We start from the raw sequence: 25639 nt of genomic DNA, 5'->3' as shown, positions 1-25639 counted from the left end.
GAAAACGCCCTGAGTTGATAGGAGTAAAAATTAAATTCACCCCTACCAAATTAATTAAAATAAGTTTAAATCAGTTACTGCCCCTAAACTGGAAGAAGAAACTAATTTCGCATATTTCCCTAATACCCCTCTAGTGTAACGGGGGGCAGGAGGTTGCCATTTGGCGCGGCGTTGTGCTAATTCTTCCTCAGATACGTTAATCTGTAATAACTTTTCATGCGCATCAATGGTAATACTGTCTCCCTCTTGCACAAGGGCAATATTACCCCCTACATAAGCCTCTGGCGCAACGTGACCAACCACTAGGCCATAAGTACCACCTGAAAAACGTCCATCGGTGATTAAACCCACTTTATCACCTAAACCAGCCCCAATAATGGCAGAGGTAGGCGCTAACATTTCCCGCATACCTGGCCCACCTTTAGGCCCTTCATAACGCACGATCACTACGTCACCTTCTTTAATTTTTCCGGCTAAAATAGCGTCTAAACATTCTTCTTCAGACTCGAAAACTCTAGCAGGGCCGGTAATTTTGGGATTTTTCACACCGCTAATTTTCGCCACTGATCCCTCTTGTGCTAAATTACCTTTTAAAATGGCTAAATGTCCCTCTTGATATAAAGGATTATCCCATTGACGGATCACATCTTGATCGGCCGGAGGTTGATCGGGTATATCTTTTAAGACTTCCGCAATAGTTTGACCCGAAATAGTAAGGGCATCTCCATGTAATAAGCCGTTATTTAATAACATTTTCATGACTTGGGGAATACCACCAGCATTATGTAGATTAACGGTAACATATTTACCTGACGGTTTTAAGTCACAAATAACAGGCACTCTTTGACGGATCGTTTCAAAGTCGTCAATAGTTAGGGGTACACCAATGGTATTGGCGATCGCCAGTAAATGTAATACCGCATTAGTGGAGCCACCCACCGCCATGATCACGGAAATGCCATTTTCAAAGGCTTTACGGGTTAAAATATCTTTCGGTAAAATCTGCTTTTTAATGGCATTAACTAAGGCTTTAGCTGACTCGGCGGTGCTTTCCGCTTTTTCCGCATCTTCGGCGGCCATGGTGGAAGAATAGGGTAAACTCATACCCATCGCTTCAAAAGCACTTGACATGGTATTAGCAGTAAACATCCCACCACAGGATCCCGCACCCGGACAAGAATTTTTCTCGATCGCTAATAACTCTTGATCATCAATTTTACCCGCGCTATGTTTACCAACCGCTTCAAAAGCACTAACAACCGTTAGATCTTCACCCTTATAATGACCGGGTTTAATTGTACCACCATAGACAAAAATCGAAGGGATATTCATTCTAGCCATAGCGATCATTGCCCCCGGCATATTCTTATCACAACCGCCGATCGCTATTACACCGTCCAAACTTTGCCCATTACAAACCGTTTCGATCGAGTCGGCGATCACATCACGGGAAACGAGGGAATATTTCATCCCTTCCGTACCCATGGAAATACCATCACTAATGGTGATCGTGCCGAATAGTTGAGGCATACCACCCGCCTCTAAAATGGCACTTTCGGCACGTTTAGCAAGATCATTGATCCCCATATTACAGGGGGTAATGGTACTATAACCATTAGCCACCCCCACGATCGGCTTAATAAAATCATTATCGCCAAAACCAACAGCCCTTAACATGGCACGGTTAGGAGTACGCGCCGCACCTTGGGTAATAACTTTACTTCTAAGATTATCTGACATAATTTTTGTATTGAATTTAACATCTCTATAATATAATAGAAATAAAAAAATTAAGCTATCATCAACAAAAATTTTAAGGAGAAATAGCCAAAATGAGTAATTATACTTGGCAATATATTCAAGATCACAAACAAGCAACTAAAAGATTATTGGGAATTAATTATGAACAATTAGAACTGCTAATTGCACATCTTTTAATCTTGGAGAAACAAGCAAAAGAAGAATCCGAAAAACAAAAAACTAGAATTATCAATTCAGGGGGTGGTAGAGAGAGTAAACTTTCAAAAGAAAACCAGATTATTTTGACTTTAATTTATTTAAGACATCATCTGAGTTTTCAACTATTAGGTATCGTCTTTCAAGTAAGTGAATCAACAGCCAATAATTTGTTTGATTATTGGCAAAAATTATGAGAGAAGCTTTGCCATGCTCTTTACTAGAACAAGTAAAAAGTCCCCAGAAAAAATAGAAGAAATGTTGGAAAAATTGAAGGAAAATGAATTATTAGTAGATAGTGAAGAACAGCCAAGAGAAAGACCTTTAGACTATGAAGAACAGAAAAAATGTTATAGTGGAAAAAATGTGAACATACTTTTAAAAATCAATTAATTAGTCTTCCAAAAGGCCGAGATATTGTGGATGTAGTGGCGGGAAAACCAGGGCGCTTCAAGTGATATTAACATCTGTCGTCAAAATCTTAATAAGTTTGGGATAGATCAAAGGTTTAAAGGGGATAAAGCTTATGTGGGAGAGCCACAAATTATTACCCCAAAGAAAAAACCGAAAAAGGAGTATTAACTCAGGAAGAAAAAGAAGAAAATAAAAAGATTTCATCGGTAAGAATATTTATAGAACATTTAATTAGAATCATAAAAATATGGCGAGTAGCAAGAGAAAGATTTAGATTAAGAAAAGATAAATATCAGTCAGTATTTTTAACAGTTTGTGGGTTAGTGAGATTAAGAATTGAGAGTTTAGTTTTAGAAATAGTGAAATCATCGTCATCAAGTGAAGTAATTGATGTTTTAATCAGTCATACTTTTGGGAGGAAATTAGATTTAGAGGAAATTTTGACGTGAAATTAACTTTACAGCGATTGATTGCTGAGTGCTGATTAAAGATGAAACTGTTACCATATAAGCTTTATCAGTTATTGGAGATGTCTACTCACCCTCGCATCAATTGCGACCTTGCGACGTTCCGCTTCACGGGCAAAGGTACAAAAGCGTTCCCAACTGCACATTTGACGTAAGCCTTCATCGGGTAAAGAAGTTAACCAATCTTCTAGTCGAGAATGAGGCTCATGGCGGTGGGATTGATTGTTATAATGGACTAAAAACCGCATCAACCAAGCATTGGCCTGCCCTTCCGTTTCTGGCTCATGGAGATGATAGAGAGTTTCGTGCATCTCTTTAACGGTACGAAAAGGACGCTCTACCTTCCCTTTGACCTAGCGGTGACTCTTGTACCATCCTTTCCGGCGCTTATGTGGGTTTTCACTTCCACACCCAGTAAACTCATCACCTTCTGAAAGACCAGACTTCGGGCGATGGGACCGTTATCCAGATATAACATCTGGGGAATGCCTTGAAAGGGAAAGTTCTCAACGGTTTTGGCAGACATAGCGTTAAAAAGGAAACGTAAAGCCGCTTCTACATCCTCCCCATAGACTTGATGGTATTCTTGATAGGCAACGCCACTGCGGTCATCTACGACGCTATAAAGCATGAGGAGGGGACGACCTTTCCCCTCAGCCCATTCAGGTATATTTTTCAAGTGTTTGAGGTCTGAGGGACTTAAATCAAAATGCCAACATTGATTACTCTGTTGGGCTTGAAACCTAACGGCGGGGTTGACGTAAAAGGGTTTGGTGGTCATAACCCCATTGCTTGAGATAACGATTGATCGTCGCTGGTTTTAATAATCCCACCGGAGCTTGAAGATGTCCGTCCGGGTTTCAATTCCATGTTCTTCTAAGAGCCGAATCGCTGTTACAGTAGATAAATGTCGTCCCTTGCGGTTATTCGTCCGAATTTTTAAGGCGGCAATTACTTCACAGTAACGCTCTAAGGTCACTTTTGGCATGACTCGAGGTTGTCCATAATCTCCTCTTTTGGTAGGGTATAGATGATTAGTTTCTCGTAAAGCTCGATAAACGGTATGTTCGGATACACCGTACAGGTGTGCCACTTCTTGGAGGATTTGGCGACGTTCACTGCATCGAGGCGGTAGTTGTCCTAAGCGTTGTTGAAGGTCAAGCAGGGCTGAGGTGGGGATTCTTTTCTTGTTCATATTTCCCCTCCATGAGCTTTTTTTCGTGCCAACCAGTCATAAAGTGTGGAGGGGGAACATTCAATTAATTTAGCAATAGAGCGTTTACTGATTCCTTTTGCTAAATAACCTCTAATTTGAGACTCATATTGATCCAATTTTAGTGATTCTGACCTTGCTCCTTTCGGTCGTCCCAACTTCCTGCCTTCCGCTTTGAGTTTTGCCAGTGCTTCCTTGGTTCTAATGGAGATTAATTCCCGTTCAATTTCGGCTAAACCTAAGATTGTAGCGGCGATCCGACTTTGGAGGTCTTCGGCAATCACCAGATTTTGTTTAGCAATATGAACGCAAATACCTCTGTGGAGACAACATTCGAGTATTTCTAACACTTGCAAGGTGGAACGAGCCATACGACTTATTTCCGCAAAAATGACTACATCCCCTGATTGGGCAGTTTCTTGTAATAATTGTCCCATTGACCTTTCACGCCAAGGGTTACGCCCAGAAACTTTCTCACAGATGAATTTAACGGGAGCTAAACCTTTATTGTTGGCATATTCGAGGATGCCATGACGTTGATTATCCACATCTTGATGGTCTGTGGACACTCGTAAATAGGCATAAACGACCATAAAAGACAGATTTACAAACAAAACCTTTTTAGATTTTAATTAGACGGATATGCTCTAGTTTATACCAGATTGACCGTACATAAATCACTAATTTAAACTATCCTTTTTTCTGGACACTTTTTCCTCAAGTCTCCCTTATTTTAGTCTCTGTCTATCTTTTCGCCTATTTGCAAATAATCTGGTTTTGAGTTCTTGTTTGCGCGTTGTTTGCAAATAATGTGGTTTCATTTGCAGATAATGTGGTTTTGAAGGGGGTCTTATTTGCAGTTAATGTGGTTTCAAAATTGACTTGTTTGCGCGTCGAGGCGATCTTGTTTGCAGTTCGTTACAGTTAGCATAAACCTTCAAACTAATTCTTTGTTGATGAGGTTTAGTTTTATTTGAATTTGGCTTAGGTGGTAATGTCGCACTCAGATATAACCTATTCCCTATTTGCTGAATCGCTACACCTAACTTTGCCGACTTTAACCGCTCATTTGCTTGTTTTATTTTTTCTTCCATAATAAACCTTGCTTAAACTTTGCTTAAATTTTTACTTCCATTATTGCTTATAATGATATATCGTGATACATTTACAAAAACTAACAAAAACCTAAAAGTCTTGTATATCAAGGCTTTTAGGTTTTTATAGACATCGAAAATATGCCAAGAGGCGGAATTGAACCGCCGACACGAGGATTTTCAGTCCACTGCTCTACCAACTGAGCTATCTCGGCTTGGATAACACTTTTTTTAAGTGCTTCAGTAATATAACATGGATTTTTGAAAAAAGCAAGGGTTTTTATTTTTTTTTCAAAAATTTTGATTTTCTTGATCTGGTAAGGTTTTTCAGATTTTTCTATCGGAAAGATACCATTATTTAACGGTAATTGTCAAGGAATCTGAACCATACAAGTGGATGAAATAGTCCTTTCTTCTAGTGGTAGCTCAGTGAGAGGGAAAGGAAACAAACATCTATCTTAAGGCGTGAGCCTATAAGGTGACAAGTTTCCTTTCGATCGCAAGTTAGTGCTATTGTTTCAATAAATCTAATGTTGTTTTAGCTTTTGTTAAGTTATAGGGGAAGGGTTTTGGTCTTGGGATATAATCTTTACGATTGCCTTGACCATGACGTAAAACCGCATTAACTAATAAACAATCTTCTTTATTTGGGTTAATGGCACCATGTAAAACACCTGGCGGAATAGTAACAACTTGAGGATGACCATCGCTCAAGGGAATATATTGATACTGACGATCTAATAAGACAACTAAAATAAAACTGCCCTTGACAACTAACAGTTGATCCGTCTGAAAACGATGGACAAATAAATCGTCATTAGCTCCGGCCGGAACTTTGACTAACATCGTTTCATGACTAGCTTGAGGGGTATAAAATTCACTCATACCCCCTTGGATTGATTCTAGTGGGCGAATGGAAACTTCTTTTTTGAGTGCCATACAAGCTCTTTAAATTTGTTTTGATTTTAGTATATTTTTATGTTTCGATCCTAATCCAACAAATATAAATTTTTGTTAAATTTTGTACAAATATGTTAATTAGTTTGAAAATCTATTCTCAAACAACTGTCAGGTGATTTTTTCAATGGTGGGATGTGGAATAAATAGTTGCAGTAATTTTAGATCATGATTAAACTGAATAAATATTACAGCTAATTTTTCTCATTTGGGTTGCACCATGAACATGGAAACCTTAGAATTTGTCATTTATCCCGATGGTCGGGTTAAAGAAACAGTAACAGGCATAATCGGCTCGTCTTGTCAAGAAGTAACCGCCGCTATTGAAGCTCAACTAGGGCGTGTTATTTCGACCCAGACCACTGCCGAATATTTTGCCCAAACTAATCATCAGTCGGCTCAAAGCTTAAATCAAGCTAGTTTTAGCGATTGGTAATTTTTCAGGTGCATTTTTGTTAAATTGCATTTTTTTATATTTTTTCATCTTAATCAATCTTAATTAATTTTGATTTAAAATATGTCTCATTTTACGAATATTAAAACCGAACTCCGTAACCTAATTTCTTTAAAATCGGCTTTAACTGATTTAGGGATTGAATGGAAAGAGGGTTCTGCACCTGTAAGGGGGTATCAAGGTCAAACTCGTACTGCTCAATTAGTAGTTGAACAGGATAATAACTATGATATTGGCTTTTGTTGGAATGGTGAGGAATATGAGTTAGTTGCTGATTTTCAATATTGGCAACAGCCTTTATCGGTAGATGGTTTTTTACAACGTATTACTCAGCGTTACGCTTATCATACAGTGGTTAATGAAACTACTAATCAAGGTTTCCAGATTGCTCAAGAGGAAAAAAATCAAGATGGCTCGATCCGTCTTGTTTTACAACGCTGGAGTTAAATCTAGTCATCAGTGATCGGTGACAAATGACTAATGACAATCTATTTTATTTTGAGAATTATCTATCATGAGTTACGAATTAACGCAAACATCGGGTTTTGAGCCAGAGTTGGGGGGGATTTTCCGAGATGAGTCCAATCGTACGGGTTTTGAACCGGAGTTAGGTGGCCAGGTGCGTCAAAAAGGTGTTTATGTGGATGAAAAAACTTGTATTGGTTGTAAACATTGCGCCCATGTAGCCCCTCATACTTTTTATATTGAACCAAGTCAGGGTAGATCAAGGGTTTTTAATCAAAATGGGGAGTCAGAGGAGTTGTTACAGGAGGCGATCGATACTTGTCCGGTAGACTGTATTCATTGGGTAGATTATACTGAGTTAAAACGATTGGAAATTGAGAGAAAAAATCAATTGATTAAGCCTTTAGGTTTTCCCCAACATTCTTAGCACTCTTTTAGGGCTTTAACTTGAATTATTCATGAAAAGAAAAAAAGCTTTGCTGAATTAGGGTATGATAGGGGACAGAAGGGGGAATTGTTACACCCTCGAATTTTAGATAATCAATTAATAACTATAAATAACTGGTTGATCTTCTTGAGAAATAATAGTTTTACCTTTGAAATTAACCGCTAAAATAGAAACAGTTTCCTCCCCTAAAATATCACCTCGAAATAATACTTGATCCGGTTGTTTTTTACTCCACCCTAATAACACTGTATAATCATATTCGATTGATTCTTTAGGCGAAAGTGTACGAGTTTTATTTTCATTGCGATCCCAAATTACGGCATAATCAAACATCATTGAACTATTAAAAATTCCCTCAAATTGTCTGGCTAAAATTTGATCGCCTTTAATTGACCAAGAAATAGGAATTAAAATGGCAATTGTGCCGGGTTGGTGCGCTTGTGTGTTAATCTGAAAAGGGTTATCCGCTAAAGGTGTATCGGCGGTAATTAATCTTAATTCGCCACTTTCCAAATTTTCAATAAACATCACACTATTAACCCGACATTGACCAAGTTCAGGATTAACTTCCATGGAAACTCGACTATAAGCACAATATTTTTGATCCGGTGATAGTAAAGAGGGAGTACGATAATAACGGGTTTCTTCAATTTGGGGATAGTTTAAATAATTTTGATAAGTTTCCATTACCCAATTCCAAGGTACGGGATGGGGGCTATTGAGGGGATCATCCACTAAATTGTTATTTTGAGGGGCAAAATAATCGTTAAAGGTGTGTGAGAAAACTTCTGAGATCATAATATTTTTTCTGACAAAGTTAATCGCTTAATGGTCTTGATTGGTAAAACTTTGATAACCATTAGTTTATGATAGTTTTTCAGAAAAATTTGCTATTAGCTGGAAAATTTTAACTTTTTTTAACGGTTTTTCCCTCAAAGTGTCATAGCGCATTTTTTCTTGAAGTGGGTAGTTGTTACACTTGAGCATTTACTGGTCACTGATCACTGTAATTGTCTGTATCTGTTAACAAATAGCAAAAAAAATTTTTTTTAGCTATAAAGACAGATTAAAATATTGCAAAATATGTAAATTTGATCTTATACCAGAAATTCTATGCCACGTCGTAACGATTTAAAAAAAATTTTACTTTTGGGATCCGGCCCTATTATTATTGGTCAAGCTTGTGAATTTGATTATTCAGGAACTCAGGCTTGTAAAGCCTTGCGAGAAGAAGGTTATGAGGTTATCTTAGTTAACTCTAACCCTGCTACCATTATGACCGATCCGGAAATGGCCGATCGCACTTATGTTGAGCCTTTAACCCCTGATATTGTGGCTAAAGTGATTGAAAAAGAACGCCCTGATGCTTTATTGCCTACCATGGGCGGCCAAACTGCTTTAAATGTGGCGGTAGCTTTAGCGAAAAATGGCACTTTGGAAAAATATGGGGTTGAGTTGATCGGGGCTAAACTTCCGGCCATCGAAATGGCCGAAGATCGGGATCTGTTTAAGGAAGCAATGAAGCGCATTGGTGTACCTGTCTGCCCTTCTGGTATTGTCACGGATCTGGAGTCGGCCATGAGAGTGGCTGAAGAAATTGGCAGTTATCCTCTTATTTCTCGCCCTGCTTTTACGATGGGGGGTAGTGGCGGTGGGATCGCCTATAACCAAGAAGAATACATCGAATTAGTTAAATATGGCTTAGAAATTTCCCCTGTTTCTCAATTATTAATCGAAAAATCCCTTTTAGGTTGGAAGGAATATGAGTTAGAAGTTATGAGGGATTTAGCTGATAATGTGGTGATTATCTGCTCGATCGAAAATATTGATCCGATGGGTATTCATACTGGAGACTCCATCACCGTTGCTCCTGCTCAAACTTTAACAGATAAAGAATATCAAAGATTAAGAGATTATTCTTTAAAAATTATCCGTGAAATCGGAGTTGAAACAGGAGGTTCTAATATTCAATTCTCCGTTAATCCTGTTAATGGAGATGTAATTGTTATTGAAATGAATCCCCGTGTTTCCCGCTCCTCTGCTTTAGCCTCTAAAGCCACTGGTTTTCCCATCGCTAAGTTTGCCTCTAAGTTAGCGGTAGGCTACACTTTAGACGAAATTACTAACGATATTACCAAGAAAACCCCGGCCTCCTTTGAGCCTACTATTGACTATGTAGTAACAAAAATTCCCCGTTTTGCCTTTGAAAAATTCCCCGGCTCTGAGCCTATTTTAACCACTCAAATGAAGTCCGTAGGGGAAGCTATGGCGATCGGGCGTACTTTCCAAGAGTCTTTCCAAAAAGCTTTAAGATCCCTAGAAACGGGGCGTTATGGCTTTGGTTGTGATAAAGATGAAACTTTACCCTCTTTATCCCATATTCGGGGGAGTTTACGCACCCCCAACCCTGAAAGAATCTTCTCCGTTTATCATGCTTTAAAATTAGGAATGAGTGTAGAGGAAATTTATGAATTAACTGGAATTGATATTTGGTTTTTAGATAAATTTGCTGAGTTATTAGAGATTGAAAAGTTTTTAAAACGTACTCCCCTAGAGCAAATTAGTAAAAAAGAGATGCTCCTAATTAAGCAACATGGTTTCAGCGATCGCCAACTTGCCTTTGCTACCAATACAACCGAGGATGAAGTGAGGGCATACCGGAAAGAATTAAGAGTTTTTCCTGTTTATAAATTAGTTGATACCTGTGCGGCAGAATTTGAGTCTTCTACCCCCTACTATTACTCTACTTATGATCAAGGGGAGTCGGAGATCCAACCCTCCGATAAGAGTAAAGTGATGATCTTAGGAGGAGGGCCTAACCGCATCGGCCAAGGGATCGAGTTTGATTATTGTTGTTGTCATGCCTCTTTTTCGCTCTCTGATGACGGTTTTGAGACCATTATGGTTAATTCTAACCCTGAAACTGTCTCAACGGACTATGACACCAGCGATCGCCTTTATTTTGAGCCTTTAACCAAGGAAGATGTGTTAAATATCATTGAAGCGGAAAACCCTGAAGGGGTGATCGTTCAATTTGGAGGGCAAACTCCCTTAAAATTAGCTGTACCACTGCAAAACTATTTTAATAGTGAGTATTGTCACGTTCAAACTAAAATTTGGGGAACTTCTCCAGACTCCATTGATACCGCCGAAGATCGGGAAAAATTTGAGCGGATCCTCCACGAATTGAATATAAAACAACCTCCCAACGGCATCGCTCGTAATTATCAAGAAGCGTTAAGGGTTGCCCGTAGAATTGGCTATCCGGTGGTAGTACGTCCGTCTTATGTTTTAGGGGGTCGTGCTATGGAAATTGTTTATTCTGATGACGAATTAAAACATTATATGACCTACGCCGTCCAAATTGAGCCGGATCACCCCATTTTAATTGATAAATTCTTAGAAAATGCGATCGAGGTTGACGTAGATGCCCTTTGCGATCGCACAGAAAAAGTGGTGATCGGCGGTATTATGGAACATATTGAACAAGCGGGGATCCATTCCGGTGACTCAGCTTGTTCCATTCCCTATACTTCGCTTTCTGAGGATGTAACAACTACCATTCGCCAATGGACAGAAGCCCTCGCCAAAGCTCTTAAAGTAGTGGGTTTAATGAATATTCAATATGCGATCCAAGGGGAACAGGTGTATATTTTAGAAGCCAACCCCCGAGCCTCTCGCACCGTGCCTTATGTGTCTAAAGCCACCGGCCGCCCCCTCGCCACCATCGCCTCCCGTGTGATGTCAGGGAAAACCCTTGAGGAGTTAGGGGTAACACAGGAAATTATGCCTAAACATATCGCCGTTAAAGAGGCTGTTTTGCCCTTTGATAAGTTTCATGGTGCGGATACCCTTTTAGGCCCAGAAATGCGCTCTACAGGTGAAGTAATGGGCATTGACAGCGATTTTGGTAAAGCCTTTGCTAAAGCCGAGATCGCCGCCGGAGTAAACCTAGCTTTATCAGGTACGGTTTTTGTGTCCATGAATAACCGTGATAAAGAGGCGGTAGTGCCTGTAATGAAAGAGTTTAAGGAGTTAGGCTTTAAAATTGTAGCCACGTCAGGAACTCGTGAAGTTTTAAAGGATAACGGGATCGAGGGAGTGGAGACGGTGTTAAAACTCCATGAAGGTCGCCCCCACGTTTTAGACTGGATCAAAAACCGAGATATTCAGTTTATTGTGACGACTCCGAGCGGTGAGGAGTCTCAAGTTGACGGGCGTTTGATCCGCCGTAGTGCCTTAGACTATAAACTCCCGATCATTACCACGATCGCAGGTGCTAAAGCCACCGTAGCGGCGATCCGCTCTTTACAACAAGAACCTCTTGATGTGAAGGCTTTACAGGATTATTTGAATTAATTGAGTTGTTATTCTTGTGGGAGCATGACAGATTAAATTTTATGATTAAATTAATAATTTTATGATGTCATGCCCCTACAGATTATGCTAAGATTGTCAATTATTTATTGTTCTTATAAAAGTTTATGTATCAACAAATGAATCTTTTAGAAATACCAATATCAAATCAAACTTTACTATCAACAAATGCAATTGAAAAGAAAAAAATTGTTTCTGTTGATGGTGAAGTAATTTTTTATCCTAATTTTTTTAATTTGAAAGAAAGTAATAAGTTTTTTCAAGATTTGGAACAAAATACTAATTGGCGACAAGATTATATTAAATTTTTTGGGAAAACCATGCCTTTACCAAGGTTAACTGCTTGGTATGGAGATGAAGGAAAATCTTATATTTATTCAGGAATAGAACAACATCCAGATGCTTGGAATCCTACTTTAATAGAGATTAAAAATAAAATAGAAACAATAGCTAAAGTAAAATTTAATAGTGTTTTATTAAACTTTTATCGCAACGGACAAGATAGCGTATCATGGCATAGTGATGATGAACCAGAATTAGGAAAAAATCCGATTATTGCCTCAGTTAGTTTTGGCGGAACTCGTAAATTTTGTTTGAAACATAAAACAGAATCAACTAGAAAAATTGAAATAGATTTGCCTCATGGTAGTTTATTATTAATGCAAGGTGAAACTCAACATCATTGGCTTCATCAAATACCTAAAACTAAAAAAGAAGTAAAACCTCGTATTAATTTAACTTTTAGAATTATCAATTAAATTGACAAGTTTTATTTTTTCCCATGATGGATAATATATATAGCAATCCTAAATAGGTCATAACAGATATAATATTAATTATAATCTAAATTCAAGGAAAAAAAAATGAACATTATTTCTGAGTTAAATGATTTTATCAATCAAACAAAAGAGGCTAAAGAAATAAAAAGGGCTTTAGCTGTCAAAATGATTTTAGAAGGAAAATCATACCATGAAGTAAAAGAATTATTACAAGTTTCTCATAGCTTTATTAGTATGTGGAAAAATCAAGCTCTTTTTTGTGGAGTAGAAAGCTTGAAATTACAGTTTAAAGGAACTAAAAGTGAATTAAAACCAGAAGAAAAAGACCAAGTTATTAATTGGTTAAGAGAGCAAGAATATTTAAGATTATCAGATTTAAAAATTTATTTAGAGCGAGAATATAATATTATTTATAAATCCAATCAAAGTTATTATAGTTTGCTCAAAGAAGCGAAAATAAGTTGGAAAAAACTCAAAAAAGAATCCGGCTAAAAATGACGAATTAGTCGAAGCTAAAAAAAAAGAAATCAGTGAAAAATTAGAGATTTGGAAAAAGAAATAGAGAGTGGAGAGCTTGTAGTGTTTATGATTGATGAATGTCATTTACTTTGGGGAGACATTTTAGGTTATGTTTGGGGAAGAACAGATCAAAGAATAGAAATTCCCATTAAAAATGAAAAAAGCCGACAAACTTATTATGGGGCATTAGACTATCAAACTAAAGAATTTATTGTCAAAGAATATGAAAGTGGAAATACAGAAAATACGATCAAATTTATCAAGTATTTACTATCAAAAAGAAAAGGAAAAAGATTAGCAATATTTTGGGATGGAGCAACCTATCATGACTCAAAAGAATTTAGGGAGTATTTAACTATAATAAATCAAGATTTATTGGAAGAAGAATGGTTAATTACTTGTCATAAATTTGCCCCTAATGCTCCAGAACAAAATCCGGTAGAAGATATTTGGCTACAAGTGAAAAATTTTATTAGACAATTCTATCATTTATGTAAATCATTTAAAATAGTAAAGTGGCTATTTAAGTTTTTTGCGCATGGTCAAATATTTGATTTCCCCAAACTTTATCAATATGGAATTTTGCCACAACCTATTTAGGATTGCTATATAACTATATTTTAGAAGGATTAAAAAACTCAGGTTATTTTTATAACCCCAGAGTTCACGGCACATTTGAAAATTATCTTCAATCATTAAAAAAAGATGCAAAATTGTTATGGGATTCTTTTAGAAATAATTTAGTTAAAGTTGAATATTCTAATAAGAATATTCAAGCAGTATATTTAATTAGGTATTATCCTCATTATGTTGAAATGAGTTTAGAGGTATTCCGTTTGTTAACAACAGAATTAACTCAACAAGAACAAATTAAAGTTTGTTTTTTTGGTTCTGGTCCTTGTCCTGAATTAGTTGGATTAATTCAATTTTTAACAGAACATTCTTCTATTGATCATAATATTCAAGCAATTTCTTATGATATTATACCATTTACAAAAAGTAAGTTCAGGGTTAGTATAGGAATAGATTAACAGGAGCAATAGTATGTCAGGAATATCAAAAATAGAAGTAATTGAATCAGCAGATACACTAAAAAATCTCATGAAACAACAAAAAACAGCTTTGAATTTTGCCAAAGTTCAAGCTTTATATCTTTGGAAAATTCAAGTGGCTGAAACGATCAGATACTTAGCGGTAATGATGGGGCGTAGTGAGAGAACAATTTACGAATGGTTTCACTTATATAAGACGGAAGGATTAGACGCATTATTACAAGAACATAATAAAACAGGAAGACCAAAAAAACTAGAGCTAGAAACAGTGGCTCTAGTCAAAAAAGAATTAAGTGAGCCTCAAGGATTTAACAGTTATCAAGAAATAAAAATATGGTTATTTACTTGTCAAGATATTGAGATAAGTTACACCACAATACATCAATTAGTGAGATACGAATTAGGGGCAAAATTAAAAGTACCACGTCCTTATCATGAGTATCAAAATGAAGGGGTAATATCCGTATTTAAAGAGTATTTACCCATAAGATTAAAAGGCATAATAGCTCAAATAAAAGAGAAATGGGGGGATACTAAAAATATTTGTTACTGGTGTCAAGATGAAACTAGATTAGGTTTTAGGACAGAATTAGGAAGGAAAATAACTTTAAAAGGAGTCAAACCAGAACAAGAATTACAATGGCATTATGACTATTATTATCTTTATGGATTAATCGAAGTAGAAAATGGCAAAAGTTTTTTCTATGAACTATCTCATTTTAATAGTGAATGCTTTGGTAAATATTTAAAAGAATTTAGTAAAGAATATCCCGATGAGATTCATATAATACAGTTAGATAATGCACCTTGTCATACTGCCAAAAAGTTAGAAGTACCTGAGAATATAATTTTGTTATTTCAACCACCTTATTGTCCAGAAGTAAATCCGATTGAAAGACTGTGGTTATATATCAAACAACAGTTAAAAAATATCTGGTTTAAGAACTTAGATGATGTCAAAAATAAAGTAGCTAATATCTTAAATAATTTACAAGAAGATTTTATCCTGTCTTTAGCAGGTTGGGATTATATTGTGAATGCTTTATCTGTGTAGCTACTTTTTGTAAATGGTATTAATTCTCAAGGATGGAATGGAGCGAGAGAAATTACTCGTAAATATATTATTCCTCAATTAATGCCTAAAGCATGGCAAGGTTGTAATAAATTATCGCCGTATTCTATAGATAGATTTATGTCAAAAAAATTCAATAAAAAATATTCAAAAAGATATTCAAAATTATAATATTTTTGTTTTTCAGAATTGTTTAAATGAACTTTGGAATGTTGAAAATATGCGTTTAAATATTAATGATTTATTGACTTTAGCAGCTGACAATAGTTTAATTATTATTAGTGATCTTCTCTATCCTCAAAATCTTCAAATTATGAAAGAAGTAACTCTAATGACTCAAAGTAGAAAGAATTGTCAAATAATTCAAAAAAGTGATGGTTTAATGATAAGATCATCTTGCCCTATACCGACAATAATTACTGAAAATTTATTAACAAGAGAAGATAAATTAATTCCTAAATCAAGCATTAATTTTTCTTATTTAGTTATTCATAAAAATAAAAACTTTAGTTTTGATGATAATTTAGACGATATTCCTTTTTAAATTAACTTTAAAAAAGTTCTAATTGTTTACTTGTTACTTTTTCATTAAAATTATAATTACCAATTAAAGAAGGGGATAAAGGATTATGATTTTGATAATTTTCTTTAGCTTGATCAAAATTTCTAGTAGCATAACAATATTGACAACCAAATAAACAACTATCATACATTCCAATATCTCTACTCAAAACACAGCCACAAGCTTCTCTTTGACTGTGATCTTTTTTATGAATAACTTCTATTCCAAAAACTTGATTAATATATTCATCATCTATACATTTACCGTGTTGAATGCCATACTTTTCTAAATCAATTGTTTCTGAACAACTAAATATTTCAAGTTTATTTTCTTTAGCAATTTTGGCTATTTCTAATAATAATTTTTGAAATTCTCCTTGAGATTGATCCCAATTAAAAAATTCTACATTATGCTCTTGAGTAATGATTTTTAATTTATGATTTGTTTTAACATAATTATCTATAATACTAATTACTGATCTAAAAGTGTATTTAGATAACATCTCAGCAATATTTTGATATTGTATAAGATGAAATTCAAGGTTAGTAATATTACTTAAAATTATCGGATCATAACGCCAAATAACTTTATCTTTCCCAATTAAATTAGCTAATTCTTGAAAGTTTTTAATGGCTGTTTCAAAAGGCAGTTTATTGGTTTCAATTATTTTAGGATTATTCATTAAAGTAAATTGAAAATAATATTTATAACCAAGTTGGTCTAATTCTTTTAAATAGGGAAATAAAGGCTTAGGATTTCTTGTCCAAAAAACAATCATATCTACATTTTTAGGTGTTAAATCAATACGAGAAAGTTGCTTAGAATTAAAAGGATTTGGTACAATACAATAACCTTCCCGAATACGATTAATAAACCATTTTGCATAAAAAGCTGGTATATCGGTACGTCTACTTACACTAAGAATCATATTATCTAACCTCTTACTATAAATTATTCTTTCATTCTAATATCAAACAATTAGAATTGTCTACCCTAAAAAATTTTGATTTAAGTTTGAAAATTAATGTTAAAATATGATTAGGTAACTATATAATGGAAATTATTATAGAATTGTAGCAATATAGTTTCTTCTGGTACAACAAAAAATAAACAGATTTAATAACTACTTTAACATACCATGGGATTTTGTGCTAATACCATTTACAAAAAGTAGCTACATTGTTAAATAGCTAAAATCTTTGTAAATAAACTATTTCATTAAACTACGTCTGAAGTTACTTTCTGTAAATGGGATGAAAGAAACAAGAAGCCCCCGTTAAATCAAAGATTGTAACGGGGGAGTGTCAATATGATTAATTATACCATTTACAAAAAGTAAGTTCAGGGTTAGTATAGGAATAAATTAACAGGAGCAATAGTATGTCAGGAATATCAAAAATAGAAGTAATTGAATCAGCAGATACACTAAAAAATCTCATGAAACAACAAAAAACAGCTTTGAATTTTGCCAAAGTTCAAGCTTTATATCTTTGGAAAATTCAAGTGGCTGAAACGATCAGATACTTAGCGGTAATGATGGGACGTAGTGAGAGAACAATTTACGAATGGTTTCACTTATATAAGACGGAAGGATTAGACGCATTATTACAAGAACATAATAAAACAGGAAGACCAAAAAAACTAGAGCTAGAAACAGTTGCTCTGGTCAAAAAAGAATTAAGTGAGCCTCAAGGATTTAACAGTTACCAAGAAATAAAAATATGGTTATTTACTTGTCAAGATATTGAGATAAGTTATACCACAATACATCAATTAGTGAGATACGAATTAGGGGCAAAATTAAAAGTACCACGTCCTTATCATGAGTATCAAAATGAAGGGGTAATATCCGTATTTAAAGAGTATTTACCCATAAGATTAAAAGGCATAATAGCTCAAATAAAAGAGAAATGGGGGGATACTAAAAATATTTGTTACTGGTGTCAAGATGAAACTAGATTGGGTTTTAGGACAGAATTAGGAAGGAAAATAACTTTAAAAGGAGTCAAACCAGAACAAGAATTACAATGGCATTATGACTATTATTATCTTTATGGATTAATCGAAGTCCAAAATGGCAAAAGTTTTTTCTATGAACTATCTCATTTTAATAGTGAATGCTTTGGTAAATATTTAAAAGAATTTAGTAAAGAATATCCCGATGAGATTCATATAATACAGTTAGATAATGCACCTTGTCATAGAGCAAAAAAGTTAGAAGTACCTGAGAATATAATTTTGTTATTTCAACCACCTTATTGTCCAGAAGTAAATCCGATTGAAAGACTGTGGTTATATATCAAACAACAGTTAAAAAATATCTGGTTTAAGAACTTAGATGATGTCAAAAATAAAGTAGCTAATATCTTAAATAATTTACAAGAAGATTTTATCCTGTCTTTAGCAGGTTGGGATTATATTGTGAATGCTTTATCTGTGTAGCTACTTTTTGTAAATGGTATTAGACTATATTTTGAAAATCAACTTCGATTATTTGTTGAGAGCATCAAGAATTTTATCCAATTTAGCCTCTAATTGACGGTTACTTTCCTCTAATTTAGCAATTTTTGCTAATAAGGTTTGCTGATCTGAGAGTTCATCCGCCGGACGTAATTGACGCACATCACGACCAAATCCCATCAGTGCCGGACGTTCAACGTATGTAACACGATGTAATACTCGCCATGCTTTATTGGGTTTTCCGGCTTGGGTTTGACGCAAAGCTCGTGCTTCCTCGTCATTACTGGCTAACCATTCAGGATCAACCACATAATTAAAGAAGTCTTGGAAGTGATTAGTGCTACCTTCGAGATAGAAACTCATAAAGCGATATCGATCAACTTTTTCTCCAGGTAAAATAGGTCGATCTTTATGATCCGTAATCCCTTTATACTCTAAGCCACTCAAATCCACATTCAACTCAAAACCCTTACTGCGAGTTTCCGTTTTACTCATGGTTTGAGTCAAGTTTACAGTAGCTTGGGCAGTCAGTTCCACATCCACACCAAAAGCTGAAAACTCACTTTCAGCACCTAACCCGGCATTCATGGTAAAAGACCCACCAATGGTATGCTCTACCGTATTGGCAAAACTTTGAGCTTCAGTTCGTAGTCCACCATCAGCATCCCAAACGTAGGTATTAACGATATTACGCTTACCAGAGCGAATTTGGATACTTTCCATGCGTTTTTGCCAACCAGCAAAACTGTCAGTGGCCTGTACTCGTTTCTCCTGATCATCAATTTTGCTTTGAATTTCTGCCTGTTTCTGTTTAGTAGCCGCACTTGCCTTGTCAGTAGACTGAGCCGCACTATCCTGAAACCGTTTTGCTTTGTCGTCTTGGGCTTTTTTCTTTTGCTCATCCGTCATTGGAGTGCCGGGTTTATCTTCTTCTCGCTGTAACCCTATATTAGTAGGTGCATCTCCACTATCAACATTGCGATTTAAGGAGAGTTCATCCACTAAACGCACATTAAAATTAGAAAAGTAAGATTCTCGGCGTTTATCCTCAGCTTCAATCTGTTGTTTGAGATCATAAGCCTCTTTAAGACGGTAGTAACTAGCAGGATAGAGAGAGCCATACTGAGAGCGCATTTCAGGAACGTGCTTAAAGAAGCGATCGCTAGTAGCACCGCTTCCTGTCATACCATCTAAACTACCATTCATTGTATAGGCGGGATTCATCAAAAAGGTAATGGTATTGACATCTGGAGGAATACCATCCACAGGTTGCACTTGATAACCGATCATTTTACCACTACGCGCCAGACGAGTGACAAAAACATCAGCCATAGCTGAAACAACTAAAGCATAACCGATATTTTTCGGAATGAAACGTGTGCCTAAATGGGGAAAGTGAGCTTTTTGTTCGCAAGTGCCTCGTAGTTCTAGCTTATCCGTCATACTCAGAGACGAACTAGAGGTAATACTACTCTCATTTTGGAATTGGTAATTAAAATCAAAATTTCCTTTGAAACCAATCTTGGTACTGGTTTCGATTGATGAACCTACACCCATTGGTGCGGTTAAAATAGACATTGCACCTCCCGCACCGATAAAGGTGTCCACAGTTCCTCCCAAACCAGAATCCTGCGATCGAGTCCAATTAAATTCCACATCTTCCGACATGATTAACTCCACAGAAGTAGCCCCATTATAATCATCTTCGAGGGTTAAATTTTCACTAGGAACTGGGGGTGGCCCCTCAATATAACCCAACAAAGTGGGAGCAAATTGGGCGTTACCAATCCACTTGAGTTCTAAGTTTTCAATCCGCTTATCTGGTAGCAGGGTAACTCCATTGGTAGCAGGATAAGCAAAGAACCGCCGCATGATGGCAACCTTGGTTTTCGTGGATGATTCCAGAGTCACGGTGCTGTACTCAGCAGAGACTAGGGCATCGCTACCGATGGGTAGGGAATTATCATCTACCGTTATGGCTTCATTGACAGTGCCATGATTGTTCCCCGCTAGGTCTAGGACTTTTCGGGTATTACCTTCCAGTTTGATTTCATTGAGGGGATAGTAGGCTACTAAGTTTGGTTCTTTACCACTCAGCCGCTTGTAAGCATCCGCCTGAATTTCTGCTTGAGTACGGGCTTTGTTCCAGATGCGGACTTCCGCAAGTTGACCGTTGGTAAACTCGCCAATACCCGAAAAAGAGGCTAGGAAAACGGGTTGGCTAGTGCTAAAGGTAGGTAGTGCTACGTTCGCAGTCGTTCTTTGGGCTACCAGCACCCCGTCCAGATAGCTGACAAATCCGTTGGGAGTGTTCCGTTTCCAGGTCATCGCAATGTGATGCCAACTGCCATTAGTTGCAGTATCTCCCACTTTAATTCCTGTATTTACACCGCCATCGCTGGAAATAATATGTTGACCCTCCCAACCAGCAACAATATAATTATTACCTTCTTGCTGTCGGACGGCAGACTGCAAACTGGTGCCCTTGAACCAGTATTCGATCGTGATTTCATTACCAGTGGGAAATTGAGCAGAAGTCTTAATATAATCATTCACCCCATCAAACTTCATCGCTGTATTCTCGATCTTGCCAATGGGTGCTGTACAACCCCACCAACTTGCCCCAGACACCGTGGCATTATTGCCATTACCGGAATTGTCGCGCACTTGCACTCCTGTGGCTTCGCTCATGGGGTAGTAAGCCAACAAACCAGGTTCGTTAGCACTAAGTAAGGTTTTGCTATTGACAGCAATTTCATCATCACTTAGGGCAACTCCCCAGATACGGACTTCGGCAACTTTTCCAAAAGGTTGCCCACCTCCCTGAAAGTTACCAATGGCATAAACATCGCTCTTAGATTTCACACTAGCTTTCTTAATGTCTTCAACCTTTTTCTTAGCGGCGGCATCGTTGGGGTTTTTATTCAGATTCTCCTCGGCATCTTTTAGGGCTTTTGCTTTCACATCACCCACTTTTTTGCCATCAAGATAAAACAGAGTGGTATCCCCCCGACCGACAGCAACGAGATGATGCCATCCCTCGGTTAACAACTCCAGATTGAAACCGCTATCGTAAAAGTATTGCCCCAAGGAATCATTGTGCAGATAAATCCCTAACTGTTTAAGATTTCTGACCTTAATGTGGTGATCCACATCTTTCCCTCGGATGAGGGTATTCCATTCTCCCGCTTCAGGTAAAGGATAGATGAACCATGCTTCAATACTCCAATCTTGGGCAAGATGGAGGGGTTTATCCAACGTAACAACACTATTTTTATTGTTAAAGTTTAAACAAGTTCGTTGAGCATCAGGAATCCACTGTTCAAAGGTGGCATTTTTACTGTCTGCTGTGACATCATAGTTGGTTTGTCGCATTTGTCCTTGGTTATCAAAGTAACTCAGTTGGACATTGCCTTCGCTGGTTTCTATAGCTTTAAGACGAGTGACAGAATTAACAAAACCCAGTACCGCTCCTTGAGTAACTAACCCCTTGCTATCTTTAGCAATTTGGGGCATCGTTTGGGGAGTTTGTTGGGTACTTTTTACTCCATTAATGAAGTCAGTATTTAAGGTGTTGATTTCAGTTTGCAGGGTGGTCAGTTCTGCCTTGACTGCCTCCAGACGCTTCTGAAGTTCGGCTTTCTTAGCATCTTGATTACCACCATCCAACTTTAAGAGGTTTAGTTCATTTTCAAGATTTCTCAAACGCTTTTGTGCTTCGCTCAACTCTGTTTGCTTCCCAACCAAAGCTGAGTAAGCATTACCAATATTGTTATTGGTTTCCCCGCCAATGGGCACTATTTTCCATTGTTCCCACGTTACATTACCTTGAGGCCAAGTACAAACTCCATAATCGCCACCACCACGATTTAATACCTCTCCGTTTGCTCGTTGACGAATTAAATAATAATCACTCGATGGAAGTTTTTCTGGTTTCCATTCATACTGTGAGCCAGTACCATAGGCATTACTATATACTTGAGCTTTTGAACCTCCATACAAGGCTAGGTCATCCATCATTGAGACAATGCGATAATATCCGTTATCTGTTGCGACAAACTTGAAGTAGTTGTTAGAGTAGTAAGGATTGCCATTAGCTCCGACATCAGCATAAAGAAGCCCTGTTGATTGGGTATAAATACGAGCAATCAAGCTTTCATTAACTCGGCAGACCAGTTTACACCAATAGTTTAAGGGATTATTCTGCTCTATTAGATAAACAATTTGACATCGATTTATTTGCTCATTGATATAGCTAATTGTCGCTTTTTGCTGATTAATTTCATTGTTTTTGGCATTTATAGCGGCTTCTTTTTGTGCGCCTTGAAGACTCAGATTAGCAATATCTAGTTCCAATTGCCGTTTTTCTTTGAGTAAATATGCTTCCCGTATCTCTTTTGATCCCAGTTGCTTTAATTTAGTAGCTAATGTTGCCTGATTATCCGCTAAAGTAGTTAAACTAACACTATCCGTGTACTTAAACTCAGTAATACTTTCAGAAATCAAACGGATGCGATGTTTGCGAATTTCTAAAGATTGCCAATTGCCTTGAACATTAGCAATCTCAAAACAACGTAACATACTAATCCCATCAGGAATCGTGACATTCCCAGAGACTCGATACCAACCTCCTCCTAAATCCTCAAATTTGTTTTGTTTAATTTGTTCAGGGGCGATAATCTGTTTTTCTTCAGCACTGCGACTGGCTTTTCCCCAATAGGAGAGCTTAAAAAGTTTCGTGCCTAAATTCTTCCCGTCTGCATTATCCAAATAGGCAAGATTAACCGCAGAGGAAGAAACAACCTTAAATTCAAAACTTTCCTCATAGGTTGCTCGTTCACTAACGGCAAACAATTCAGGATTACTATATTTAACGGCATCTAACCCACCTGCGAGTTTACGGTTCAGGGTAGCAGCGCTGACATAAGCATCGCCATAGACAGTCCCATCTACTCCATTACTGGAAAAGTCAATTACTTGTCCTTCTCCAATTGCTCCTAACCGCCAATAACCGACTAAACCGACTTCTTTGCCCGTTAGTTGCAGGTACATATTGTTTTTAATTTCTTCGGCGCTACGTACCACTTTCCAGATGCGCAGATCGGAAATTTGACCTTCAAAATTGGTTACTCCCTCCCGACTATCACGCCCGATTCTGTGAGCAATTACGGCACGCTTATCCGAAATTGTGCCAGAATGTTCAAAATCAAGGACACCATCAATATAACCGTAGATTTTTTGGTTTTCCTTATCTCTCACAAAGCTGATAAAATGCCATTGATTGTCTCTTAAATCTTTTGAACCAAGAAGATAGGGAATTGGTTCACCATTCCAGTAAAATCTCAGCTTGCCATTGAAAACTTCAAAATTCACATTAATTGATTTTGGTAGTCCATAGTCTCCCAACAATATGCCTCTATCAGAATTTTGAGGTACTTTCACCCACATCGAAATGGTGAATGAACCAGAGAAAATTGAAAGAGGCTGAGATAGTTGAATATAATCATCTACTCCATCAAAAACAATGCCCCGTCGTTTACGAGAGACTAATTTAATGTTAATGGCGGAGGCGGTTACCCATGAACGTTCAATGATGAAGTGGGTATCATCCAGTTTTTTAACGGGATAAGTGTCGTTATAGTCTTCTGTACCAGCAATTTGGACTTCATCGCCATTTTCTAAGCCATGATTAGGGCAGGTTACTCGTAATTTCCCATCGGCGGTCTTTTCGTAGGCGGTAATCATGCCGTCAAAAATCAAGCCTCCTTCTTCCTCGTCTTGTTTTTCCCAGTATCCCAGTCCTTGGGTTAATCCGAGGTCAATGTCAAAGGTGTTTTCATTGATGGTGGTGGTTTGATACAGCCCTTGATAGTCAGTTGTTCCCATGATTTTGACTAGGTCGCCATTGGTTAAGTCTCCGGCTTTGCCTTCGGTGGTGATTTTGACTAGGTTTTCGGCATCTTCTTCGTCTGTTCCTTCGGCTAATCCTGTGATAATTCCTTGGGGAGGAGGAGTTCTGTCGGCTAGGGGTTTGATTTCGTCAAGGGTATTTAAGGGGAGGAGGATTTCTCTGATTTTACTGCGAATGATAGTTTTGTCGGGAGTTTCGTCAATTTCTGCGAGTGTTCCATCTCCAGCGATGGCAAAGTTAAAACTAGCTGTTCCTTTATCGGTGGGAATGGCTAACATTAATCGGGTGGCTGTTTTTAACAGTTGCATTTCCCCTGATTGGGTTTGTTGTTCCTGTTGTAAGTCATATTTGGTAGCAGTTAAGCCATTGGTAACGATCGCTCCCGTTATGTCTAGGGTGCGTTTAATCACTCCAGCAATTTGACGAGGTACGAATGTTTCATTGATTTCTTCAAAAATGGTGTAATCTTTGACTGCAAATAGCCCATCTTCTGATGCTCGTAGGCTGATTATGTCAACTTTTTGGTTTTGACTATTGTAAGCGAAAATGTGCCAACGATAGATATCATTTTCGATGGTGGGAACTAAAACTACCGAAAACCCGCCATTTTGTAGATTATTGACTGCACATATTTCTGTGGTGGGTTCGTAGAAAAAGTTGCCATTGGCATCTCTAAAGTCTAGGGAGTCGGTATTGGTGAGTCCCTGAGAACCTTTTTTCATATTTTTGGTGGCTTCATACTTTTGCTGACTACGCTTGAAACGAACTTCTAGCTTACGATTGAGCTTATTGATCATACCATCAACTACAAAACGATCCACTAATAAGGTGTTAGTTTTAGATTGACGGAAGATGTAAAGATGTCCGAAGGCTGAAATTAACTGAACTGGTGCAACGGCAGTTTCATTAACAGTTTGATAGCGCGATCGCAGAATAAAGCGGTTGGGGTCTGTCAGATAAGTCAGTTCGGCTTTTTCTTGCTTAACAACAGACTCGTCTGCTTTGTCTTCATTGGGTAGTTCTAACTGTTGCCAGTTTTCCCAACCTGTTCTTTGCTCTGGAGGAGTGTTCAAATAACTATCTTCAAAACCATCTTGTTTGATCGTGTACCAAATTTTACCATCGGTAGCAGTGGCTACAACGATGACTTTACCCTCGTGGGCAATGCTATTAATGTGCTTAAGAGTGCTTTGAGCAGGGAAGAGAAGATTCATAATTTTTCTGTTAAAAGTTAAAAAATCTTATAAATAAGAGATGAGAATTATTGACAATACTTTTCATCTGTTTTGTTGTATTTTCTAACATCATGTTAGATCTAAATAAATATCTTCATAAAAATTAATATGGCTCTTTAGCTTCGGTTATGAAAAATTAAAACTTTGAAATTTATATACCTCTCTTTGCATAACGATTAAGTACAGTAACAACAGTGGGTAAAA

General features: G+C 37.1%; 18 protein-coding genes, 1 tRNA gene and 3 pseudogenes. 14 read left to right on the top strand and 8 right to left on the bottom strand.

The window, feature by feature from the left end; translation table 11 throughout:
* Nucleotides 1-54: 54 nt before the first annotated feature.
* Nucleotides 55-1740, bottom strand: coding sequence for a dihydroxy-acid dehydratase (gene ilvD / locus Anndu_RS06290; protein WP_464103552.1), 1686 nt, complete (start codon nucleotides 1738-1740; stop codon nucleotides 55-57).
* 92 nt (nucleotides 1741-1832) lie between these two features.
* On the opposite strand from ilvD, the gene Anndu_RS06285 reads away from it, so the two are divergent.
* From Anndu_RS06285 to Anndu_RS06270, 4 genes and pseudogenes are all read left to right on the top strand, one after another.
* A complete protein-coding gene (locus Anndu_RS06285; RefSeq protein WP_464100878.1) occupies nucleotides 1833-2153 on the top strand; it encodes a helix-turn-helix domain-containing protein in 321 nt (106 codons plus the stop codon).
* A gap of 13 nt (nucleotides 2154-2166) precedes the next feature.
* Complete coding sequence (locus Anndu_RS06280) at nucleotides 2167-2349, top strand: hypothetical protein (RefSeq protein ID WP_464103551.1); 183 nt, start codon at nucleotides 2167-2169, stop codon at nucleotides 2347-2349.
* Nucleotides 2350-2567: 218 nt separating this feature from the next.
* Nucleotides 2568-2636 (top strand): annotated as a pseudogene (locus Anndu_RS06275) (transposase family protein); the annotation flags it as partial.
* 57 nt (nucleotides 2637-2693) lie between these two features.
* The gene (locus Anndu_RS06270; RefSeq protein ID WP_464100876.1) at nucleotides 2694-2819 is read left to right on the top strand and encodes a hypothetical protein; all 126 of its coding nucleotides are present in this window, start codon (nucleotides 2694-2696) and stop codon (nucleotides 2817-2819) included.
* Nucleotides 2820-2905: 86 nt separating this feature from the next.
* Here Anndu_RS06270 and Anndu_RS06265 read toward each other — a convergent pair.
* From Anndu_RS06265 to Anndu_RS06250, 4 genes and pseudogenes are all read right to left on the bottom strand, one after another.
* Nucleotides 2906-4017: pseudogene (locus tag Anndu_RS06265) on the bottom strand (transposase family protein); the annotation flags it as partial.
* An 11-nt stretch (nucleotides 4018-4028) separates the two neighbouring features.
* Nucleotides 4029-4643, bottom strand: a complete 615-nt coding sequence (locus Anndu_RS06260) for a recombinase family protein (protein ID WP_464103550.1) — start codon at nucleotides 4641-4643, stop codon at nucleotides 4029-4031.
* 643 nt (nucleotides 4644-5286) lie between these two features.
* Nucleotides 5287-5359 (bottom strand) — tRNA-Phe (locus Anndu_RS06255).
* Between the two features lie 295 nt (nucleotides 5360-5654).
* Nucleotides 5655-6083 (bottom strand): cupin domain-containing protein, encoded by a 429-nt coding sequence (locus Anndu_RS06250; protein ID WP_464103549.1) that lies wholly within the window; start codon nucleotides 6081-6083, stop codon nucleotides 5655-5657.
* A 238-nt stretch (nucleotides 6084-6321) separates the two neighbouring features.
* Between Anndu_RS06250 and Anndu_RS06245 the strand changes: the two genes are divergently transcribed.
* The 3 genes from Anndu_RS06245 (at nucleotide 6322) to Anndu_RS06235 (ending at nucleotide 7447) form a co-directional block, all read left to right on the top strand.
* Nucleotides 6322-6537, top strand: coding sequence for a DUF2997 domain-containing protein (locus Anndu_RS06245; protein WP_464103548.1), 216 nt, complete (start codon nucleotides 6322-6324; stop codon nucleotides 6535-6537).
* 81 nt (nucleotides 6538-6618) lie between these two features.
* Entirely contained in the window at nucleotides 6619-7002 is a 384-nt protein-coding gene (locus Anndu_RS06240) for a DUF1257 domain-containing protein (RefSeq protein ID WP_464103547.1), read from the top strand.
* Between the two features lie 67 nt (nucleotides 7003-7069).
* Entirely contained in the window at nucleotides 7070-7447 is a 378-nt protein-coding gene (locus tag Anndu_RS06235) for a ferredoxin (protein ID WP_464103546.1), read from the top strand.
* A 117-nt stretch (nucleotides 7448-7564) separates the two neighbouring features.
* Here the strand turns inward: Anndu_RS06235 and Anndu_RS06230 are convergent, their stop codons facing one another.
* Nucleotides 7565-8266 (bottom strand): hypothetical protein, encoded by a 702-nt coding sequence (locus Anndu_RS06230; RefSeq protein ID WP_464103545.1) that lies wholly within the window; start codon nucleotides 8264-8266, stop codon nucleotides 7565-7567.
* Nucleotides 8267-8581: 315 nt separating this feature from the next.
* Here Anndu_RS06230 and carB point away from each other — a divergent pair, with 315 nt between their 5' ends.
* From carB to Anndu_RS06200, 6 genes and pseudogenes are all read left to right on the top strand, one after another.
* Nucleotides 8582-11827, top strand: a complete 3246-nt coding sequence (carB, locus tag Anndu_RS06225; protein WP_464103544.1) for a carbamoyl-phosphate synthase large subunit — start codon at nucleotides 8582-8584, stop codon at nucleotides 11825-11827.
* 125 nt (nucleotides 11828-11952) lie between these two features.
* Nucleotides 11953-12603 (top strand): alpha-ketoglutarate-dependent dioxygenase AlkB family protein, encoded by a 651-nt coding sequence (locus Anndu_RS06220; RefSeq protein ID WP_464103543.1) that lies wholly within the window; start codon nucleotides 11953-11955, stop codon nucleotides 12601-12603.
* 114 nt (nucleotides 12604-12717) lie between these two features.
* Nucleotides 12718-13743: pseudogene (locus Anndu_RS06215) on the top strand (IS630 family transposase).
* Nucleotides 13744-13745: 2 nt separating this feature from the next.
* The gene (locus Anndu_RS06210; protein ID WP_464103542.1) at nucleotides 13746-14174 is read left to right on the top strand and encodes a hypothetical protein; all 429 of its coding nucleotides are present in this window, start codon (nucleotides 13746-13748) and stop codon (nucleotides 14172-14174) included.
* A 13-nt stretch (nucleotides 14175-14187) separates the two neighbouring features.
* Nucleotides 14188-15249, top strand: a complete 1062-nt coding sequence (locus Anndu_RS06205) for an IS630 family transposase (RefSeq protein ID WP_464103541.1) — start codon at nucleotides 14188-14190, stop codon at nucleotides 15247-15249.
* A gap of 238 nt (nucleotides 15250-15487) precedes the next feature.
* Entirely contained in the window at nucleotides 15488-15811 is a 324-nt protein-coding gene (locus tag Anndu_RS06200; RefSeq protein ID WP_464103540.1) for a hypothetical protein, read from the top strand.
* 7 nt (nucleotides 15812-15818) lie between these two features.
* Here Anndu_RS06200 and Anndu_RS06195 read toward each other — a convergent pair whose 3' ends face one another.
* Entirely contained in the window at nucleotides 15819-16757 is a 939-nt protein-coding gene (locus Anndu_RS06195; RefSeq protein ID WP_464103539.1) for a DUF1848 domain-containing protein, read from the bottom strand.
* Between the two features lie 452 nt (nucleotides 16758-17209).
* On the opposite strand from Anndu_RS06195, the gene Anndu_RS06190 reads away from it, so the two are divergent.
* Nucleotides 17210-18271 (top strand): IS630 family transposase, encoded by a 1062-nt coding sequence (locus tag Anndu_RS06190; protein ID WP_464101003.1) that lies wholly within the window; start codon nucleotides 17210-17212, stop codon nucleotides 18269-18271.
* A gap of 48 nt (nucleotides 18272-18319) precedes the next feature.
* On the opposite strand, the gene Anndu_RS06185 is transcribed toward Anndu_RS06190, so the two are convergent.
* Nucleotides 18320-25414, bottom strand: coding sequence for a LamG-like jellyroll fold domain-containing protein (locus Anndu_RS06185; RefSeq protein ID WP_464103538.1), 7095 nt, complete (start codon nucleotides 25412-25414; stop codon nucleotides 18320-18322).
* Between the last annotated feature and the right edge of the window lie 225 nt (nucleotides 25415-25639).

The sequence above is a fragment of the Annamia dubia NIES-4383 genome, from assembly GCF_055394725.1.
This window is presented reverse-complemented; position numbering and strand designations above follow the sequence as displayed.

Bases quoted from the DNA above. Each gene is read 5' to 3' on its own strand.
- Anndu_RS06245 (WP_464103548.1), top strand. From the start codon at position 6,322: ATGAACATGGAAACCTTAGAATTTGTCATTTATCCCGATGGTCGGGTT.
- Anndu_RS06185 (WP_464103538.1), bottom strand. From the start codon at position 25,414: ATGAATCTTCTCTTCCCTGCTCAAAGCACTCTTAAGCACATTAATAGC.
- Anndu_RS06190 (WP_464101003.1), top strand. From the start codon at position 17,210: ATGTCAGGAATATCAAAAATAGAAGTAATTGAATCAGCAGATACACTA.
- carB (WP_464103544.1), top strand. From the start codon at position 8,582: ATGCCACGTCGTAACGATTTAAAAAAAATTTTACTTTTGGGATCCGGC.
- Anndu_RS06250 (WP_464103549.1), bottom strand. From the start codon at position 6,083: ATGGCACTCAAAAAAGAAGTTTCCATTCGCCCACTAGAATCAATCCAA.
- Anndu_RS06260 (WP_464103550.1), bottom strand. From the start codon at position 4,643: ATGGTCGTTTATGCCTATTTACGAGTGTCCACAGACCATCAAGATGTG.
- Anndu_RS06205 (WP_464103541.1), top strand. From the start codon at position 14,188: ATGTCAGGAATATCAAAAATAGAAGTAATTGAATCAGCAGATACACTA.
- Anndu_RS06285 (WP_464100878.1), top strand. From the start codon at position 1,833: ATGAGTAATTATACTTGGCAATATATTCAAGATCACAAACAAGCAACT.
- Anndu_RS06230 (WP_464103545.1), bottom strand. From the start codon at position 8,266: ATGATCTCAGAAGTTTTCTCACACACCTTTAACGATTATTTTGCCCCT.
- Anndu_RS06240 (WP_464103547.1), top strand. From the start codon at position 6,619: ATGTCTCATTTTACGAATATTAAAACCGAACTCCGTAACCTAATTTCT.
- Anndu_RS06195 (WP_464103539.1), bottom strand. From the start codon at position 16,757: ATGATTCTTAGTGTAAGTAGACGTACCGATATACCAGCTTTTTATGCA.
- Anndu_RS06280 (WP_464103551.1), top strand. From the start codon at position 2,167: ATGCTCTTTACTAGAACAAGTAAAAAGTCCCCAGAAAAAATAGAAGAA.
- Anndu_RS06200 (WP_464103540.1), top strand. From the start codon at position 15,488: ATGCGTTTAAATATTAATGATTTATTGACTTTAGCAGCTGACAATAGT.
- Anndu_RS06235 (WP_464103546.1), top strand. From the start codon at position 7,070: ATGAGTTACGAATTAACGCAAACATCGGGTTTTGAGCCAGAGTTGGGG.
- ilvD (WP_464103552.1), bottom strand. From the start codon at position 1,740: ATGTCAGATAATCTTAGAAGTAAAGTTATTACCCAAGGTGCGGCGCGT.
- Anndu_RS06220 (WP_464103543.1), top strand. From the start codon at position 11,953: ATGTATCAACAAATGAATCTTTTAGAAATACCAATATCAAATCAAACT.